Raw genomic sequence first — 17,952 nt, forward strand, 5'->3', positions numbered from 1 at the left:
TGGTGCCCAAGGGCACACCCCTCAAGTCCTCACAGTGACGGCACGGGTTCCAGTTCGACGGCGTGTTCGGCGGCTCGGCGTCCCGAGAACACGCAGTCGGCTATCGACAATCCACTGACGTACGAGTTCGCACAGATTCCGATCGCCGTGCGCCCCGCCGCATAGAGACCCGGAATTGCCTGGCCTTCAGGCGTTTTCACCGCTCCGGTGACCTCGTCGACAATCAGGCCGCCGAGGGTGAACATGGGGCACGGATTGATCAAGCTGCGCTTGATGGATATCGCGATCAGCGAGAACGGTCCCCGCTCGACAGGTTGCACGAATTCGGCGGGCTTTCCCATCGGGTCCGGCAACCCGCCTGCGGCCGCGGCATTGTGGGCCTCGACGGTAGCCCGCAAGCCCACCGGATCGACACCGGCCTTGGCGGCCACTTCCTCCAGCGTGTCCCCGACGACCCGGTCGGTGCGCAGCATGGCTTCCATCTGCAGGCGCTGAAACCAGATGGCCTGCTTGGGAAGTTGCGCTCGCGCCTCGTCGAGCAGACGCCGATCGGCCAGAATCCAGCCGCGGCCGCCGTGGTCTTGAATCATGGCGTGCCCGACGGCCGCGCCGTAGCGGGTCTCGTCGATGAATCGTTGTCCGGCTTGATCGACGACGAGGGCGCCCAGGAACGCGCTCGGTGGGGTGATGAATCGCCAGGCCGATACATTGTCGAGGCGATCGACGGCGGCACCGACATCGGCGGCGAGAGTGATTCCGCTGCCGTCGTCGGCGCTGGTGCCGAGCTGAAGGCCGTCGCGGTACTCCGGTGCATGCTCGGCGATCCATTCGCGATTGGCGATGTAACCGCCCGCGCTGAGGATGACCGCCTGGCGCACATGAATATCGACGGTGCGGGCATACCTGCGCTCCAGACGGTTCAGGAGCTTTTCCATCGCGGCCCGCAGTGGCGGGTAGTAGATGCCCGGTTTGATCGCGAGCTCGGCGTATGCGCGATAGCGGCGCTGAACCCAGGCCGGCGCATCGGCGAGCGTGCTGGCCCGCACGCCGACCACCCGGCCGTCCGAGTTGGTCAACAGCGCGACAGCGCGGGTGTGGAACTGCGTGCGTACCCCCAGGGCCGCGGCTGATTCGGCCAGCGGTTGATAGATCTTCTTGCCCGAGGCTCCCGGTCCTTTGGCCCGGTGACCACGTTGCGCGGGCGGCGTGACCGCCCGGAATCGCCCGGAGTTCTCGCTGCCCGAGTAGTACAGGTAGTACTTGTTGTTCGGGTAGGACGTCTTGTACGGGCACACCGACGCTTCGAACGGCACGCCATGTTCGGTGAGCCAGTCGATCATCGCCGGGCTGGTGTCGACGAAACGGCGAAGTGTTTCGGGACGCACGGCATCGCCGATCTCGGCCTGCAGGTATGCGTACATCGCATCGGCGTTGTCGTCGACACCGGCTTGCTGCTGCACCCAGGTACCACCACCGGCGTAGATGATCCCGCCGGACACCTGAGTGGCGCCGCCGCCGTTGAAGCGGTCGATGGCCAGCACGTCGGCGCCTCTCGACCGTGCTTCCAGGGCGGCACAGACCCCAGCCGCTCCGTATCCGACCACGAGGACATCGACTGTGCGTGCGTCTGGCATGGCTCTCCCTGAAAGTGATCGACGACCGCTCTTAAACTCCTAGTTTGTACTCACAGTACAAACTAGGCGCAAGGACGCTCGTAGACTGCGCTCGTGGCTGAACAGACCGGGCGGACAGTGCCCCCCGCCGTTGCCGAGAAGCTGTACACCGCGACGGACCTCATTGCCGCCCGCGGGCTGGAGAAAACCAAGATCGAGGACATCGCCAAAGCATCAGGCGTCCCGAAGGCAACGCTGTACTACTACTTCAAAGGCAAGGACGACATCCTGGCCTTCCTCTTCCGGGATTCGCTCGATGCACTCGCCCGCGACGTCGCCTCGGCGGCCGACGCCCCCGGGCCGGGCCGAGACCGATTGGCCGCCGTGATCCAGGTCCAGGTTGCGCACACCATGCACCGACCGGGCACTGCCCAGGCACTGGTCGGTGATCTGGGCCGCGCAATCCGACTGCCCGAACTCGCGTCGGCCGTTCAAGAGGCTTTCTACGAACCCATCGCCCGAGTGCTCGAGGCCGGGGCCGCCGATGGCTCACTGCGGAACCTCGCCGACCCGCAGGGCACCGCGATCAGCATCTTCGGCGCCATCATGATGACCGCGATGCTGCACAACGTCATCAACTCCGAGAAGACGCAGGACGAAGTCGCCGACGAGGTCATGCACCTCATCGAGAACGGGCTCGCGCCGTCACGCTGATCGGTTCAGACATGATGGAGCCCATGAGCCACACGCGAACCCAGTCTGCAAACCGGCCGGCAGCCACATCGATGGCCATCGCGATGGTGCTGGGTCTGCTGGCAGCGGCTCTGGTGTGGGGTCCGGGTGCCGGGCGGGCGTACGCGGCGGAAGCGTCACCGGCCGGGGACGCGCTGTCCATCGGCGACCCTGCCGCGCCGGGCCAGATCGACCTCTATCTGGATCCGCTGTGCCCCTACAGCGGGAAGATGGTGCGCGAGCAGGGCACGGAGATCGGCCGGCGCATCGAAGCCGGCAAGCTCCACATCAATCTGCGGCTCGTCAATTTTCTCGAAAAGTACTCGGCCAGCGGCACTTACGACAGCCGGGCGATCTACGCGGCCTTCATCGTCGCCGATCACTCGCAATCGAGCGACGTCACCTGGAAGTTCATCGAGCAGATCTTCGCCGCCGATCAGCAGCCGAAGGAGAAAGGCCAGACCGATCTGAGCAACGATCAGCTCGCCGGCCTGGCCGACCGCGCCGGCGCGCCGCCGTCGGCTCAGGACATGATCAAGCTGGGCCTTCCCATCCCCTTCGACGGACACGCCATCGCCGCCAACAACCTGCCGCTCCTACGGGAACTCCCCGACTCCGGAGTGCCGATGGCGGTCATCGACGGCGAATCGGTCGACGGAAACTCTGATTGGCTCGACCGCCTGCCGCGCTGACTATCGAGGGGTTCCGATCGGCGGCAGCGAGCCGACGGCCTCGAGCTGATCGTGCTGGGCAGCGAGGGTATCGGCGAGGAACGTCCGGGCGATGAGCAGCAGTTCGGCGATCTTCGGATGCGCGAGGGTGTAGTACACCGCGTTGCCGACGCGATGCCCGCTGACCACATGATGGCGTTTGAGGACCGCGAGATGCTGGGACAGCAGAGTCGGTTCGATATCGGTGGCAGCCAGGATCGTGCTGACCGGGGTTGGCTCCTCATTCATGGACAGGATCTCCAGCACCCGGATCCGCGCCGGGTGCGCCAACGCCTTGAACAGGTTGGCCTTGATCTCGTACAACGGCCGCTCGGGGCCATCCAGGACGCTGTCGACCACCACTGCCCCAATGATTGATGGATTGATGAAATTCGCAATCCATCATAGCGACCGTTACCCTTCAGCAATGCCCACCGGCCAAGCCCCACGCACCAAACCGGGCCCGCTGCAGTACATCGGGTACTGCTACGGCAAGCGGCTACCCGACTCGATGCGCGACTGGGTGGCCAACGACCTGGCAGGCCCCGGAGCCACGATCCGGATGATGGTTCGCGTCGCGATCCCCGCTGTCCTCGTCCTGGCGCCGATCTGGTTCATCCCCATGTCGCTCTACCTGCACGCCAGCATGACGGTGCCCATCTTCATCCCGTTCGTGTACTTCTCCCACGCACTGAACAAGGTGTGGCGACGTCACATGCTCGTCAAACACGGCCTGAACCCGGCCCTCATCGACCAGCTGTCACGCAAGAAGAATGCGCACATCCATCAGGCCTATGCCGAACGCTACGGACCGCGCACGGGGCCGAGCAGCAGCGGCGATATCTGACCGCGCACCGCTGCAACCATCACGTCGCTGATCGGTCAGGGCTGGAGGGTGCACAACGTGAGGGCGAAGGCCGGCGCCGCGGCGGTCCCGATGACGATGAGCAACATCGTCAGCGACTGCGGGTGCCACCACATCGAACGCCGGGGCTGCATGAGACGGGCAAGACGGTCGGTCACCGCGGTACCGGCCGCGGCCAGCACGCCGTCGGGGAGGCGGAGCCGGGTGCTCAACGTGACGAGCCCGGCCACCAGCGGCCCACGCCCGTGCCTGCGGGTGGCCGCATCGTCGGCGCACATCTCCAGTAATGCCGGTACAGCCCGCGCCGCCGCCCGCATCAGCGGAAGCCGCGGCAGCGCCACCGCGAGCGTGTTGAGCGTCGCGATGATGTGGTGATGGCGTCCACGGAGGTGTGCCCGCTCGTGGGCCAGAACCGCGGCCAAGGCCGGCGGATCCAGTAAGTCCAGGGCGGCGGTGGTGACGACAATGGCGCGCTGCCGGCCGCCGGATACGCAGTATGCCGTTGGTTGATCAGCTGTGATGGCGACGACGCCATCGTGGTCGGTAGGCGAGCCGATGATCCGGACCGCTTCCGCGTGTCGGCCATTGGCGCGCCGCACCCGGTACAACGCGACGATCACCCGACGCGTGGTGTTGGTCGCCACCGCGGCAGTGACCGCAAGCAGGGCGACAACCAATACCGTCGCCACGGTGGGCGGTAACGTCACCGCGCTGGCGATCCCCAGTGTTTCGACGCAGAACGTCGGTGCGCTGCGAGTGATCAGGCTGTGGGCGGCACCCGCGATCAGGATCACCAACGCCGCCACCCAGGCGAATGATGCGGTTGCGACGACCACCAGCCAGCCCGCCACCGAGAGCCGGGGATGAATGTTGGTCGAGATCGGGCCGGTGAACAGCACCGGCGCCAGCCAGCTCAAAGCCATGGCGTAGCCGAGGAGAAAGGTGACAGCGTTCATCGTGGCTGCCCCTCGGTGAACCGCTTGAGCGCCTGCCGGAGCTTTGTCGAGTCGTCGTCGACGATCTGCTCGAGGAAGAAGTTGAGGATCAGCTCGCTGTCACCGCCGGATTCGAACACGGTGCGCATGAGCTGCGCGGAGTGTTCCTCGCGGCTCATCACCGGCCGATAGCTGTAGGCCAGACCGACCTTCTCCCGCTGCAGCCATCCCTTTCGAAACAGGTTGTCCATCGTCGACATGACCGTGGTGTAGGCGATCTGACGCTTGGCGACGAGCTCATCGTGCACGCTGCGCACTGTGGAGGCCTCCGCACGCGACCAGAGCACTTCCATCACCACAGCTTCGAGATCGCCAAATCCCTTTATTCCCATACCCATTACCGCCCGCCAAGATGCGCCGTCAGCATTTCCCGGCCTCGCACGCCAAACCTATGTAGCGCGATAGTAGCCGCTCGCCTCATTTCGCCACGCTCCCGATCTCGCCGCCACGGGAATCGGCGTCCATAGCGGAAGATTCTGCGACAGGGGTTCGCGAACGGGCACGCCGCCGCCACAACCGAATTGACCGCCACAGGATGAGGACCACCACCACGCCCAGGATCAGCCAGGGATCACTGACGCCCGATGACAGTCGACCCAGCCAAACCTGCAGGTCATACTGTGCGTCGACGGACATCAAGCCGCCGAGATTCGCGGTGCCGTCGGTGAACAGGAACACCCCACCGAGAACGATGAATACCGCCCCGGTGAGCAGCGAGGTGGTGTGGGTCTCCAGCGGGCCCAGACGTACCGGTCGCCCCCGCAGCCAGGTCCGCTTCGACAGGTTGAAGCGGTCCCACAACCAGGCGAGCAGGAACAGCGGCGCGGCCATCCCGAGGGCGTAGACCGCCATCAGCAGGGCCCCGTAGGCCGGGTCGGCCCCCATCGCCGACATGGTCAGGACCGCACCCAGCAGCGGGCCCGCACAGAAGCCGGCCAGTCCGTAGACAGCGCCCAACGCGAGCACCGAGGCGGTGCCGGAGATGTTGATCCGTGCCGTCATCCGTTGCATGGAGGACAGGCTGAACCCCTTGCCCAGCAACGTAATAAGACCGAACCCGATCAACACCAGCCCACCGGCCGTGGTCATTTCACTGCGATAACGCGTGACGACGCTGCCCAGCGCCCCAACGCCGGCGCCCAATGGCACCAGCACCACGCAGAGCCCCACCCAGAACGCGAAGGTGCGGCCGATCAACAGGTGCGCCCGATCGAAGGCGTAGGCGAAGAACGACGGTAGGAGCAGAGCCGAGCAGGGACTGAGCAGGGAGGCCAACCCGCCCAGGAAGGCTCCGAGCAGTCCGACGCCACTCACCGGCCGGCCAACGCCCCGTCGATGGCGCGCACGAAGTCCTCGGTGGGCTGCGCACCGAGCATCGGCACGTCGTTGATCAGGAATGCCGGAGTGCTGGGGACGCCGATCCCGGTGCCCTGCGCCAGATCGGCATTGATGGCGGCGTCGAACGTGTCTCCGCGCATCGCGGTGGCGAATCTGTCGATATCGGGGACACCGGCCTGCCTGGCGAAGCCGATCAATACCTCGTCGGTCAGGTCTGCCTTCGACCGCTCCGGCGCGGCCGCGTAGACGGCCCTGTTGAACTCCCAGAACTTGCCTTGCTCAGCCGCTGCGCGTCCGGCCCGTGCTGCTGACATCGACTGCGGGCCGAAGATCGCGAAGTCACGCCACTCGATGCGGAGCTGGCCCGCATCGACGTAGCGCTTGACGAGTTCCGGCTCGATGTTGCGGCTGAACTTGGCGCAGAACGGACATCGATAGTCGGAGAACACCACCAATGCCACGGGCGCGTCGGGAGAACCCAACGCGAGCGGGTCCCCCGCCTGACGGCGCTCCACCGGAGGGCGGCCCCCGTCGGCGCCGCCGGACGATTCGGCACCGGTTGCCAGGGACGTCGCCGACGGCCCTGCGGCGGGCGCGGCGGAGACCGCGTCATTGTCGGGACGTATCAGCAGGTAGGCGATCAGGGCAGCCGCGATGACAACAAGCCCCCCGATGAAGATCAGGTCCTTGTTGACGCTTTCTCGCCGTCCGGTCACTGCGCACCTCCATGCTAACCTCGCCTACGTAGCTACGCCGTAGCTACGTATTCCGTTCTAGCACACCGCGTCGCCGGGACGCAGGGACAGATGGGAGACGCCGGGATGTCGGTGGGTTCACCCCAAAAGCGGCCAGTACCAATCCTGTCGGCATTCGCGCTGATCCTGGTCGCGACCATCGGCGTGGCTTTCTGGCGGGCCGATGCCCCATTCGGCTACGGCCCCGCCTACACAATGGCCACGTCCAGCGGCCCCGCCGGGGCGCTGTCCCAGCAGACGCCGATGTTCACAAAACTGACGCCCGGCGAGCCTCAGGTGAGCTTCACCACAACGTCGGGCGCCACGCTGGTCGACGGTGGGACATACGGTGTCGGCACGGTCGTCGTGGCCAACTTCGACGGACCGGTTGCCGACCGCGGGGCCGCAGAGAAGCAGCTCTCGGTCAAGACCGTTCCGCCTGTTGAAGGTTCCTGGTATTGGATGAACAACCAGCGTGCCCACTGGCGGCCGCAGAGCTACTACAGCCCGGGCACCGAGGTCGTCGCGATCGCGAACGGCCAGGGCATTGACGGCGCCCCCGGCCAAGGAGGCAGTCGAGTTTCGTTCCGCATCGGAGAATCTCACGTATCCATCGCCGACGACGCCACCAAGCAGATCCGCGTCTACCGCAATGATGAGCTGGTCCGCACGATCCCGACCTCGATGGGCATGGGCGGATCCGAGACCGTTGCCGGCAAGACAATTTCGTTCTGGACCCAGCCGGGCGTCTATACCGTGATGGACAAGGCCAACTCCGTCGTCATGGACTCCTCCACCTACGGGCTGCCCGTCGATTCACGGCTGGGCTACAAGGTGACCGTCAACAATGCGGTTCGACTCACCAACAACGGGATCTATGTCCACCAACTCGACAGCACGGTCTGGGCGCAGGGCAAGACCAACACGTCGCACGGATGCCTGAATGTCAACGCCGACAACGGGCGGTGGTTCTACGAATTCTCACAACCCGGAGATGTGTTCGAAGTGCGCAACACCGGCGGCGAGCCTCTGCCCGTTTGGCAGAACGGCGACTGGGGCGTGCCGTGGGACAAATGGCTCGGCGGCAGCGCTCTACGGTGACGGCCCGTCGGGTCCGCGACCCCTCCGGACCCGATATTCCGCCTGTGACCTGGGCCACTGCTGATCTCACCGCCCGACCATGGCGTTTTGTGAGATCGGCCAATCGCTACCATCGAAGCGCTACTCATCCGAGGGACCAGCCCACACGACCCACAGGACGATTGATTTGAACTCGCCAGAACTCGCCCACTGGAATGCCCAAGAAGCACTCGCGGAGGCGATGATCCCGATCATCGGCACCCTGCACCGGGCGAAGGGCGTGACGGTTCTGCTGCACAGCCGGTCGCTGGTGAACAAATCCGTCATCAGCATCCTGCGGACGCACCGCTTCGCACGACAGGTGGGCGGCGACGAACTGTCGGTCGAAGAGACTTTCCCCTTCCTGCAGGCGCTGGCCGACCTGGACCTGGGCCCGTCGAAGATCGACCTCGGTCTGCTGGTCATGGCCTATCGCGCCAGCGATGCCGGACTGTCCGTGCCCGAGTTCACCGCGCAGGTGCTCAGCGACGTGACCGGTGAAAACAAGATCGAACCGCAAGGGCCGCGGGACGTGGTGCTCTACGGGTTCGGCCGTATCGGCCGGCTCGTCGCACGCCTGCTCATCGAGAAAGCCGGATCCGGCAACGGCCTGAACCTGCGGGCCGTCGTGATCCGCAGCAACGGGGAGGGCGACCTGGCCAAGCGGGCGTCATTGCTGCGCCGCGACTCGGTCCACGGCCAGTTCAACGGCTCGATCAAGGTCGACACCGAGAACAACTGCCTCATCGCCAACGGCAATGTCATCAAGTTCATCCACAGCGATGACCCGTCGAACGTCGATTACACCGAGTACGGCATCGACAACGCGATCCTGATCGACAACACCGGCAAATGGCGTGACCGCGACGGCCTGTCCAAGCACCTGCGCCCCGGGATCGCGAAGGTCTTGCTGACCGCCCCCGGCAAGGGCGACGTGCCGAACATCGTGCACGGGGTCAACCACCGAACGCTCGATCTTGAGCAGCAGATCTTCTCGTGTGCTTCCTGCACCACCAACGCGATCGTTCCGCCGCTCAAGGCGATGGACGACGAGTACGGCATCGCGCGCTGCCACGTGGAGACGGTGCACTCGTTCACCAACGACCAGAATCTGCTGGACAACTACCACAACGCCGACCGTCGCGGCCGGTCCGCGCCGTTCAACCTGGTGCTCACCGAAACCGGTGCCGCCTCCGCGGTCGCGAAGGCGATGCCGGACCTGAAGGCCAAGATCAGCGGGAGCTCGATCCGCGTTCCCACGCCGGATGTCTCGGTGGCGATCCTGAACTTGCAACTGCACCGTGCGACCACCAAGGAAGAGGCCCTGGAGTACCTGCGCCAGGCGTCGCTGTCGGGTCCGTTGAGCCGCAACCTCGACTACACCGCGGCGACCGACGCCGTGTCCAGCGACTTCATCGGCTCACGCGCGGCGTGCATCATCGATGCGAACGCCACGATCGTCGACGACGACAACGTGATCCTCTATGTCTGGTACGACAACGAATTCGGCTACTCGTCTCAGGTCGTGCGCACGGTGCAGTACCTGTCCGGTATCGAATACCAGACGTATCCGCAGATGCGGGCGGGCGCGGAGCAGACGGCCGTGGGCACTCCGTAACAGGCGACGATATCTCGGGATCTCGGTGAAAGCGGTGGTCCGGCAGTGGCATCGGGTGGGCATCCACCCGATGCGTGAAAGGTCTCGATAGGAATCGGACTTACCGCCCGCGCGGTCATTTCATCAACGTGCCGAGAAAACTGGAGCGTCTTCTACAAATGGGGACGCGACCAGTTACAGATCAGGCTCGCCTGCCGATCAACGCCAAGAGCTCAAGAGCTTGAGAGGGGCGGCAGCGATATAGACCGCGATGAGAGCCGAGAATGCCAGCCCTAAGAACGCTGCCGTCATCGCTATGTACATGGCAGTTGCCAGCCGCTCTAAAACACCACTCATGAAGCAACCTCTACAGACGTACTGACACTCTGGCGGTGCGGTCCCGTGATCGGTCATCGCGCACAACGCAGACCTTAGGCCGCTCGCCGGTCGGGTCTGGGTGACGCAATGTAACGGATCCGGTGAACTCGTTGACACTCTGCCAACAGGTCGGATCTGCAATGCCCGCTTCGGTTCATCAGTCTCGGCGTAATCGTCATGTCAGCTCAGCGGCATCGGCATGTCGGAGGTGATGCGATCTCGCTTAGCGTCCAATGCCATGTTCAACGACGGCAGCCAGGGACTCTCGGCACAGGTTTCGACCGGCGGTTTCAATCGCCGACGCTTCCTCGGCGGCGGTGCGGCCGCAGCCGCGGCAGCCGTAGTGGGTCCGGCGCTGCTGGCTGCGTGCGGGTCGGACGCGGGCCCAGGGTCCACACCGGCCACCGTTCCCGCAGATGACGGCACCCCGGCTACCGGTGTTCTGCGGGTGTCCAATTGGCCGCTCTACATCGCCGACGGCTTCGTCGCGGGATTCCAGAAGGCCTCCGGCCTGACCGTCGATTACCGCGAGGACTACAACGACGACGAGGAATGGTTCTCCAAATTCCGCGAACCGCTGTCGCGGCGCCAGTCCATCGGCTGCGATCTGGTGATCCCTTCGGAGACCATCGCCGCGCGCCTGCACCGACTCGGATGGCTCAACGACATCCGGGAGTCGCGCTGGTCCAACAAGAAGAATCTCCAGCCCGGTCTGCTCAACGCGAGTATCGACCCCGGCCGTAAGTTCACCGCGCCGTACATGTCCGGCATGGTCGGGATCGCCTACAACCGGGCCGCGACCGGCCGGGACATCACCAAGATCGACGACTTGTGGGATCCCACATTCAAGGGCAAGGTCAGCATGTTGTCCGATGTCCAGGACGGATTGGGAATGGTCATGCTGTCCCAGGGCAACTCCCCCGAGAATCCCAGTAGTGAATCCGTTCAGAAGGCCGCCGATGTCGTTCGTGAACAGACAGAAAAGGGACAGATCCGGCGGTTCACCGGGAACGACTACGCCAGCGATCTTGCCGCTGGCAACATCGCTGTCGCACAAGCCTATTCGGGCGATATCGTGCAGTTGCAGAAGGACAACCCGGACTTGAAGTTCGTCATCCCGGATTCGGGCGGGACGCTGACCCTGCAGAGCATGGTGATCCCGTATACCGCGGAGAACCAGAAGGCGGCCGAGGCGTGGATCGACTACGTGTACGACAGGCCCAACTACGCGAAACTCGTTGTCTTCACCCGCTATATCCCGGTTCTCACGGACATGACCGACGACCTCAACAAGCTCGACCCCAGCGCCGCCGCCAACCCGCTGATCAACCCGCCGCAATCGACGCTCGACCGCGTGAAGCAGTGGCCCGCGCTCAGCGACGAGCAGACCAAGGAGTTCGCGAGCGCTTACGCGGCGATCACCGGGGGCTGAGATTCAGGGGATGAAGATCGCCTGGATCTGCAGGCCGTGCACCGCGTCCGCATGGGCGACGACCTCGTCGACGCTGCCCCGGTCATGCATGGCGCTGTAGGTCAGCCAGATCGGGACCGGTCCTGTGTCAGGTAATCGCTGTGCCAATGCGTCGACGAGGGCCAGCGTGGCGACCTTGGTCGAGAATCCCAACACCAGGCATGCGGTGGCATGGATCTGTTCGAAGGAGGGAAGACCGTTGACCAGACGGCCATCGTCCAGATCCGACATTTCGACTCTGATCGGCACCAGGTGAGGCCGACCGGTCGGCGGATCAGCGGGCAGTGGACGGCTGGGAATCAGGTCTTGGCGGTGTGAACGGACGGCATCGAACAGATCCATCCGCGAGCCGATGTTCTTCAGCAGCAGCGGCGTGACGCTCAACCGCGGGCGTTCCGCCGGCGAGGCGACCTGCCGTCGGTGGTCGTGGACGAGCGCCGCCGCCGCGGCAGCGGGCACGTCGCCGATATCGCTGTCCCGCAGGATCTCTGGCGTACAGCGCCTTCGGTATTCCATCGGAGACTGGTGGAACCAGTCCACAAATGTCCGGGTGAAGTACTTCACGTCGGAGAAGCCACAGGCCGCGGCGATCTCCAGCATGGTGTCGTCAGTGGTGAGCAGTAGCAACTCGGCTCGCGACACCCGCAGAAATCCGAGCAGATCACTGAAGCTGACCGCCGCGACGTCCTTGACCAGATGCGACACATAGGATTTCGAGTAGTGCAGTGCCGCGGCTGTCAGTTCCAGGACATCGCGCCGGTCCAGATGCTCACGTACGAAACCGAGAATGGTGAGGAACTTTTCACGCTGCCCCGCCCGGGGAGCAGCCTCACGGTTGTAGTAATTCTCCAATGAGTAACCGGTGCACAGCAGACGCACCAATTCTTCGCACACCGCGTCTGTCCGCCCCGCGCCGAGATCCGCGGATTCCATTCCGCCGCTGATGAGGTCGAGCAGCATGCCCCGCATCAACGCCTCTTGACGGCGGTAGCGCGGGAGGTCGAACGACTCGCAGGCGAAGATGATCTGTTGGACAAAGGGATCCACGGACTGGAACTGCTCGAGGTCGATGTGGACGAGTGCGGTGACATTGTCGGCGGATCCGCTGAGGAGATGCGGATCGCCTGCATTGATGACCGCAAAGTCGCCGGGTTCCAGTTCGAACGTCTCGCAGCTGACCTGGACGCGTAGCCCGCCCTGCAGCGCGTAGGCGATTTCGACCACACCGGGGTGCCGGTGCAGGCTGGTACGCCGGATCGAATGCACGCCGGTGCGCACCGCTGTGCCTGCAGCGAAGTTGACGACCGACTCGAACATCACCGTGCCGCCCACGCGGGGCGCCTCCATTGCCCCGGCCAGGTGCCGGGCTTCTCCGGTCAGGACGACCGGAGCGCCCAGCGTAACGCCCGGACAAACCGCTACCAAACGAACTGACCGTTCTCCACCGTCAGCTTGCCGTCACAGAAGGTCAGGTAGATGTTCGAGGCGTCGTAGATGACCATGGGGTCCTCAGTCGGGTCGCGCCGCAGCACCAGCAGATCCGCGAGCTTGCCCGGCTCGACGGTGCCGAGCACGTGCGACATTCCAACGGCCTCCGACCCGGTCTGCGTTGCCGCGGTGATGGCCTCGCTGGTCGTCAGCCCGTGTTGGACCAGGGCACGGAATTCGAGCGCGCTGTATTCGCCGTACTTGGTCAGAGGCTCGTAGACGGTGTCGGAACCCAGCGCGATCTTGACTCCGGCGGCCTTGGCGGTCTGGAAACTCTCGACCGCGCGCTTGCTGTACTCCTCGCCGAACTCCTCGTCGTGGTGGTGGTAATGGTCGCGGTAGAGAAACGCGTCGGGGCGAACCTTGGGCTCGGCGGCCTCGCCGACCGGGATGAAGTCGCGGTACCAGTTCACGATCAACTGCAGCGTGGGCACCAGAATCGTGCCCTGCCTGGCCATCTGGCGGGCGAGTTGTTCATCGATGTCCTCGCCGTGCTCGATGGTGTCGCAGCCGGCGTCGACCGCCATCTGGATCGCCTCGCGGTTCTCGGCGTGGCACAGCACGATCGTGCCCTTCTGGCGGTGTGCCTCCTCAACGGCTGCCCGCATCTCATCCAGGGAGTAGTGCACGTCGGCGTTGCGGTCGTGCGGCCAGTTGTCCCCACCGCTCGCCCAGATCTTGATCGCGTCGGCGCCTTCGCGGAGCAGGAAGCGCACGGCCTTGACTATCTCGTCGTGGCCGTCGGCGACCAGGCCCCACACACCGTTCTCCCGCACGTACTCGGGGGTGAACTGGAACAGGTCGGCGTGGCCGCCGGTGCGGGTCAGACCCGGCCCGCAGGCGATGACCTTGGGGCCCGGGATCTGCTGCTCGAAGAACAACCTCTTGAGGTACAGCCCGTTCCAGGAGATGTCGCGGACGGTGGTGAACCCGCGCTTGAGCAGCTGCTGCGCCTCGTAAACCGAGCGCACCGCCCGCATCAACTTCGGCTCGGCGATCACCCCGAGTTCTTGATCGTCGATCTGCGCGCGGCCGCCGGACAGGTGGACGTGGGCATCGATCAAGCCCGGCATGACGTAGTGGCCGTCGAGGTCCAGTTCGGTGATCTCGTCGCAGCGCCGATACTCCGTCATCGGGACGATCGAGTGGATACGTCTGTCCCGGACGACCACGGCCTGATCCGGAACGGGATCTCCGCCGCGTCCGTCGACGACGGTCACGGACAGCAGAGCAAAGTTGTTCTCGACATTCACGATGTAATGGCCTCCGGTAGTGATGTGCGGTTGTCTTCGGGGTCTTCACCGGTGGCGTCCTCCAGACGGAGCGTGACCGGAGGATTCCGAAACCCCTTGGTGGTGAAGGCGATATATACGACGCCGAGCGCTAACCAGCTCAACCCGAGCAATTTGGCCGAGGAGTCGACGTTGATCCAGAGCAGCAGGCTCACGACGACACCGATGCCCGGCAGGATCAGGAAGCGCAGCAGGTCCGCACCATGCCGCCGCCGATTGCGGACGAAGTAGTGATTGATCACCGAGTAGTTGACGAGGACGAATCCGGTAAGGGCACCGAAGCTCATCAAAGATGCTGCGCCAGTGAGGTTGTCTGCGTAGAACACGGCACTCAGCGCGATCAGCGAGGTCAGCACGATGTTGTTGACGGGCGTGCGGAAGCGTGGGTTGAGCGAACCGAAGAAACGCCGTGGCAGCGCGCCGTCACGGCCCATCCCGTAGAGGATGCGCGACGCGGCAGCCAACCCGGCCATGGCGCAGATGAGGCTGGCGAGGTTGTCGGTCACCAGGAAGACGGTGGACAACGCGTTTCCGCCGACCCTGGTCAGGAGTTCGAAGATCCCGGCGTCCGGGTTCGAGATCTCTGTATTGGCGCTCGGCCAGGCGATCTGGGTGAAGTACGAGATGATGGCGAACCCGATGCCCGCGGCGATCGGGACGATCATGATGGCTCTAGGCACCGTCTTGGCCGGCTCGACGGTCTCTTCCGCCATGGTGGACACGGCATCGAATCCGAGGAACGACACCGCGAGAATGGATGCCGCCAGCAGCACATTGCCCGAGTCGAAGGTCTGCGGGTTGAACAGCGCGGTGGACGAGAACAGCGTCCCGCTGCCGCCGCCGCGCGCCACATAGAAACCGATCAGGCCGATCAGCGCCACCGAGAACAGCACCTGGGCGGCGATGATCACGGTGTTGATCCGCCCGGTGGCTTTGACCCCGACGATGTTCGTCCACGCTCCGAGGGTGGCGGCTGCGACAACCCAGACCGCGACCGGCACGGCGGGCACGAACTCGTTCAGGTAGATGCCGACGAGCAGGTAGCAGATCATCGGCAGCAGCAGATAATCCACCAGCATCACCCAGCCGGTGAAGAACCCGAGCCACGGGTTGACTGCTTTCTGCACGTAGGTATACGCCGAGCCGGCCACCGGGAACGCCTTGACCATGTTGGCGTAGCTGTAGGCGGTGAAACACATGACGACAGTGGTGATTACGTATGCCAGCGCCATCATTCCGCCGGTCAGGCTGGTGATGATGCCGTAGTAGTTGAAGACCACCGTGGGCGCCAGATAGGCCAGTCCGAAGACCACCAGATACCGCAGAGTGAGCACTCGCTTGAGCGTTACGTCGTGCCCCTGCTGGTCTTCGATCGCCATGTCACCTCCGCGTCGGCGAACCTGTTTCCCCGAGTTCAGGCTGGAAATCTATGGGACTTCCATGCCGTCGGGACATGGCTACGACGCTGGATCGACATGACGATTGCGCTCGCTGTCCGTCGCGGGCGCGTCGCCTTCGGAACGCCGACGACGCCCTGGCGGTGGGCCCGCCAGGGCGTCGTCAAGCAGTTACCCAGTCCGGTTTACGGCTCCCGATTCTCAGCTGCTTCGGCACCGACCCGTTCACCGACCGGCACGGTGATCCGGTCCTTGCACTTCGCATACACGGCGGCCCCCAGGATGCCGAGGCTCACCAGTGAGATGACCATGCTCCAGTTGACGAACCACGGCTGCCCGGGCTGCGTGCGCGGCCACAGCACGTTGACGACCTCGAAGGCCAGCCATGCGGCCGCCGCGTAGGTCACCGGGGCACCCCAGCGTCCCAGGGTGAAGACGCCGGGAACCCAGCGCCCGGCGAGCCGGGTCAGGGCGGCGGCGAAGACGGGCACGGCGAAGGCGATGTAGGGACCCATCACGGAGAAGTTGACCAGGACGTTGTACAGATCCGAGCCGGCGAACAGCAGGAAGGTGCCGGCGACCACCGCCGTCAGACCGATCGCAAAGATCGGCATCCGCTCGGGGCCGGCGAGCTTCGACAGCACTGCGGCCCCCGGGAGGGCGCGGTCGCGTGCCATCCCGTAGACGGCACGGGAGACCGCCGACTGGACCGCCAGACAGGCGGACATGAAGCCGATGACGAACATCAGCAGCAGCGGCTTGGCGATCGAGGAACCGAGCTGCGCCGTCAGCGTCGCCGACACCGGGTCACCGCTCTGCTCGGTGAGTACCGCCGACATGTCCGGGATCGCGAGGATGACCGCGACTGCGGAGTACATCACGATGACGCCGACCAGCAGCAGCGCGAAGACAATCGCCTTCGGGACATTGCGCTCCGGATTCTCCACCTCCTCGGCGATCGAACCCGCGGACTCGAAGCCCAGGAACGCCCATCCCACGAAGGCGACCGCGACGAGCATCGTGCTCAGCATGCTGCCGTGATCTCCCGGGAGGCCCTCGAAGAGAACCGAGACCGGGTTGACGCGGTGGAAGAGCAACAGCACGGTGCCCAGCACGACAGAGCCGACGATCTCGCAGATGATGCTCGCGACGATCATGACCTTGAGGACCTGCCGGCCGATCATGTTGGCCGCCGTCGTGAAGCTGATGACGCCGATCGCCACCGCGCTGAGCACCCACCGGTCGGGCGAGCTGACACCGAACACCTCGAGAATGAACCCCGCTGCGGCGTAGGCCATTGTGGAGAGTGTCAGGGTCAGACCCCAGATGTAGGCCCACGCTGCCGTCCAGCCCCAGGTCGTACCTTTGGCGTGCCGTGCCCACTGGTAGACACTGCCCGCGTAGGGGAACCGTGACGCCAACTCACCGAACACCAGCGCGACGAGCAACTGGCCGCACAGCACGATCGGGAAGGCCCAGAAGAATCGGGGGCCGGCGGCGAACAGGCCGAGCGCGAAGATCGCGTACAGGGCCACGATCGGCGAGATGTCGGCGAACGCCAGTGACAGCGCAGCCCGGAAGCTGAAGCCACGGTTGAGGACATCGTGACCGTTCGTGCCGGTCGGGGTGCCCGCACTGTCGGCAATACGCTCCGGGCTGCCAAGTACCACTATTTCCTCCTTGAGGCTGAAGTGGCCCAATCTTGACGAGCGCCAAGACTCCCCAAAAGCCGCATTGAGGCACATCCTGAATCCGCAATTTTGTGCGAATGTCTAACATCGCGCCGAGATGGTGGCCAGACGCCTTGGTAGGGCTGCCGCAGCCGGAGGCCACATTCAGGCGACCTAGATAGTTTGCGAAACGAACGGTTTCGGCGCTCGATCAGCCGCACGGAGCAGATTAGCGAAGACTACCTATACAACCTTTGCTGACAACTGGAGTGCATCCCTGATCCGAGAGTCATGATGGGGCCGAATGATGCGCATCGAACCCTTTAGCAAGGGCGAACGATCCCTTTAGCAACACAATAGAGGCACCCCGTAGCCAGCGCATGAGTGGCCAGGCCACCCTCAAATAATCATTAACGGAGTCGGCACAGCGACAGTGCCCGACCGCGACTGGCGAACCAGCCGCCCGAAACCAACCGGCGGCCGACTCCGCACCCGCCCAGAACGGCGGCAACAAGCAGACCCGCAACTCGGCCGGGTGGCGATCCCCGGTCCC

At 64.6% G+C, this 17,952-nt stretch carries 16 protein-coding genes; 6 read left to right on the forward strand and 10 right to left on the reverse strand.

What is annotated here, in order from left to right:
* Nucleotides 1-29 precede the first annotated feature (29 nt).
* Entirely contained in the window at nucleotides 30-1,634 is a 1,605-nt protein-coding gene (locus tag ACWEFV_RS06705; protein ID WP_450069552.1) for an FAD-binding protein, read from the reverse strand.
* Between the two features lie 93 nt (nucleotides 1,635-1,727).
* On the opposite strand from ACWEFV_RS06705, the gene ACWEFV_RS06710 reads away from it, so the two are divergent.
* Nucleotides 1,728-2,327, forward strand: coding sequence for a TetR/AcrR family transcriptional regulator (locus tag ACWEFV_RS06710; RefSeq protein ID WP_450069553.1), 600 nt, complete (start codon nucleotides 1,728-1,730; stop codon nucleotides 2,325-2,327).
* Nucleotides 2,328-2,398: 71 nt separating this feature from the next.
* The gene (locus ACWEFV_RS06715) at nucleotides 2,399-3,037 is read left to right on the forward strand and encodes a DsbA family protein (RefSeq protein ID WP_450069750.1); all 639 of its coding nucleotides are present in this window, start codon (nucleotides 2,399-2,401) and stop codon (nucleotides 3,035-3,037) included.
* On the opposite strand, the gene ACWEFV_RS06720 is transcribed toward ACWEFV_RS06715, so the two are convergent.
* Nucleotides 3,038-3,415: an ArsR/SmtB family transcription factor gene (locus tag ACWEFV_RS06720; RefSeq protein ID WP_135459766.1), complete on the reverse strand. Its 378-nt coding sequence runs from the start codon at nucleotides 3,413-3,415 to the stop codon at nucleotides 3,038-3,040. It abuts the gene before it with no gap.
* 67 nt (nucleotides 3,416-3,482) lie between these two features.
* Here ACWEFV_RS06720 and ACWEFV_RS06725 point away from each other — a divergent pair, with 67 nt between their 5' ends.
* On the forward strand, nucleotides 3,483-3,902 hold the full coding sequence (locus ACWEFV_RS06725; RefSeq protein ID WP_135451772.1) for a DUF5313 domain-containing protein: 420 nt from the start codon (nucleotides 3,483-3,485) through the stop codon (nucleotides 3,900-3,902).
* A gap of 35 nt (nucleotides 3,903-3,937) precedes the next feature.
* Here the strand turns inward: ACWEFV_RS06725 and ACWEFV_RS06730 are convergent, their stop codons facing one another.
* The 4 genes from ACWEFV_RS06730 to ACWEFV_RS06745 form a co-directional block, all read right to left on the reverse strand.
* Nucleotides 3,938-4,876, reverse strand: coding sequence for a M56 family metallopeptidase (locus ACWEFV_RS06730; RefSeq protein WP_450069554.1), 939 nt, complete (start codon nucleotides 4,874-4,876; stop codon nucleotides 3,938-3,940).
* A complete protein-coding gene (locus tag ACWEFV_RS06735; RefSeq protein WP_135451770.1) occupies nucleotides 4,873-5,247 on the reverse strand; it encodes a BlaI/MecI/CopY family transcriptional regulator in 375 nt (124 codons plus the stop codon). The genes ACWEFV_RS06730 and ACWEFV_RS06735 overlap by 4 nt, the downstream gene beginning before the upstream one ends.
* Nucleotides 5,248-5,332: 85 nt before the next feature.
* Nucleotides 5,333-6,229, reverse strand: coding sequence for a cytochrome c biogenesis CcdA family protein (locus tag ACWEFV_RS06740; protein ID WP_450069555.1), 897 nt, complete (start codon nucleotides 6,227-6,229; stop codon nucleotides 5,333-5,335).
* Nucleotides 6,226-6,969, reverse strand: coding sequence for a DsbA family protein (locus tag ACWEFV_RS06745; RefSeq protein WP_450069556.1), 744 nt, complete (start codon nucleotides 6,967-6,969; stop codon nucleotides 6,226-6,228). Before ACWEFV_RS06745 ends, ACWEFV_RS06740 begins: the two co-directional genes overlap by 4 nt.
* A 90-nt stretch (nucleotides 6,970-7,059) precedes the next feature.
* Here ACWEFV_RS06745 and ACWEFV_RS06750 point away from each other — a divergent pair, with 90 nt between their 5' ends.
* From ACWEFV_RS06750 to ACWEFV_RS06760, 3 genes are all read left to right on the forward strand, one after another.
* Nucleotides 7,060-8,088, forward strand: a complete 1,029-nt coding sequence (locus ACWEFV_RS06750) for an Ig-like domain-containing protein (RefSeq protein ID WP_450069557.1) — start codon at nucleotides 7,060-7,062, stop codon at nucleotides 8,086-8,088.
* A gap of 166 nt (nucleotides 8,089-8,254) precedes the next feature.
* Nucleotides 8,255-9,724 (forward strand): glyceraldehyde-3-phosphate dehydrogenase, encoded by a 1,470-nt coding sequence (locus tag ACWEFV_RS06755; protein WP_135451767.1) that lies wholly within the window; start codon nucleotides 8,255-8,257, stop codon nucleotides 9,722-9,724.
* A 595-nt stretch (nucleotides 9,725-10,319) separates the two neighbouring features.
* Nucleotides 10,320-11,513, forward strand: a complete 1,194-nt coding sequence (locus ACWEFV_RS06760; protein WP_450069558.1) for a polyamine ABC transporter substrate-binding protein — start codon at nucleotides 10,320-10,322, stop codon at nucleotides 11,511-11,513.
* A gap of 3 nt (nucleotides 11,514-11,516) precedes the next feature.
* On the opposite strand, the gene ACWEFV_RS06765 is transcribed toward ACWEFV_RS06760, so the two are convergent.
* From ACWEFV_RS06765 to ACWEFV_RS06780, 4 genes are all read right to left on the reverse strand, one after another.
* Nucleotides 11,517-12,884, reverse strand: coding sequence for an AraC family transcriptional regulator (locus ACWEFV_RS06765; protein ID WP_450069559.1), 1,368 nt, complete (start codon nucleotides 12,882-12,884; stop codon nucleotides 11,517-11,519).
* An 86-nt stretch (nucleotides 12,885-12,970) separates the two neighbouring features.
* Nucleotides 12,971-14,293, reverse strand: a complete 1,323-nt coding sequence (locus tag ACWEFV_RS06770; protein ID WP_450069560.1) for an amidohydrolase family protein — start codon at nucleotides 14,291-14,293, stop codon at nucleotides 12,971-12,973.
* Nucleotides 14,290-15,711, reverse strand: a complete 1,422-nt coding sequence (locus ACWEFV_RS06775; protein WP_450069561.1) for an APC family permease — start codon at nucleotides 15,709-15,711, stop codon at nucleotides 14,290-14,292. Before ACWEFV_RS06775 ends, ACWEFV_RS06770 begins: the two co-directional genes overlap by 4 nt.
* 203 nt (nucleotides 15,712-15,914) lie before the next feature.
* Nucleotides 15,915-17,399, reverse strand: coding sequence for an amino acid permease (locus ACWEFV_RS06780; protein ID WP_450069562.1), 1,485 nt, complete (start codon nucleotides 17,397-17,399; stop codon nucleotides 15,915-15,917).
* Between the last annotated feature and the right edge of the window lie 553 nt (nucleotides 17,400-17,952).

It is taken from the genome of Mycobacterium sp. NPDC004974, assembly GCF_053600815.1.

Excerpts from the sequence above, each read along its gene's own strand:
- ACWEFV_RS06705 (WP_450069552.1), bottom strand. The coding sequence starts at position 1,634 with ATGCCAGACGCACGCACAGTCGATGTCCTCGTGGTCGGATACGGAGCG.
- ACWEFV_RS06715 (WP_450069750.1), top strand. The coding sequence starts at position 2,399 with ATGGCCATCGCGATGGTGCTGGGTCTGCTGGCAGCGGCTCTGGTGTGG.
- ACWEFV_RS06725 (WP_135451772.1), top strand. The coding sequence starts at position 3,483 with ATGCCCACCGGCCAAGCCCCACGCACCAAACCGGGCCCGCTGCAGTAC.
- ACWEFV_RS06730 (WP_450069554.1), bottom strand. The coding sequence starts at position 4,876 with ATGAACGCTGTCACCTTTCTCCTCGGCTACGCCATGGCTTTGAGCTGG.
- ACWEFV_RS06735 (WP_135451770.1), bottom strand. The coding sequence starts at position 5,247 with ATGGGAATAAAGGGATTTGGCGATCTCGAAGCTGTGGTGATGGAAGTG.
- ACWEFV_RS06750 (WP_450069557.1), top strand. The coding sequence starts at position 7,060 with ATGGGAGACGCCGGGATGTCGGTGGGTTCACCCCAAAAGCGGCCAGTA.
- ACWEFV_RS06760 (WP_450069558.1), top strand. The coding sequence starts at position 10,320 with ATGTTCAACGACGGCAGCCAGGGACTCTCGGCACAGGTTTCGACCGGC.
- ACWEFV_RS06775 (WP_450069561.1), bottom strand. The coding sequence starts at position 15,711 with ATGGCGATCGAAGACCAGCAGGGGCACGACGTAACGCTCAAGCGAGTG.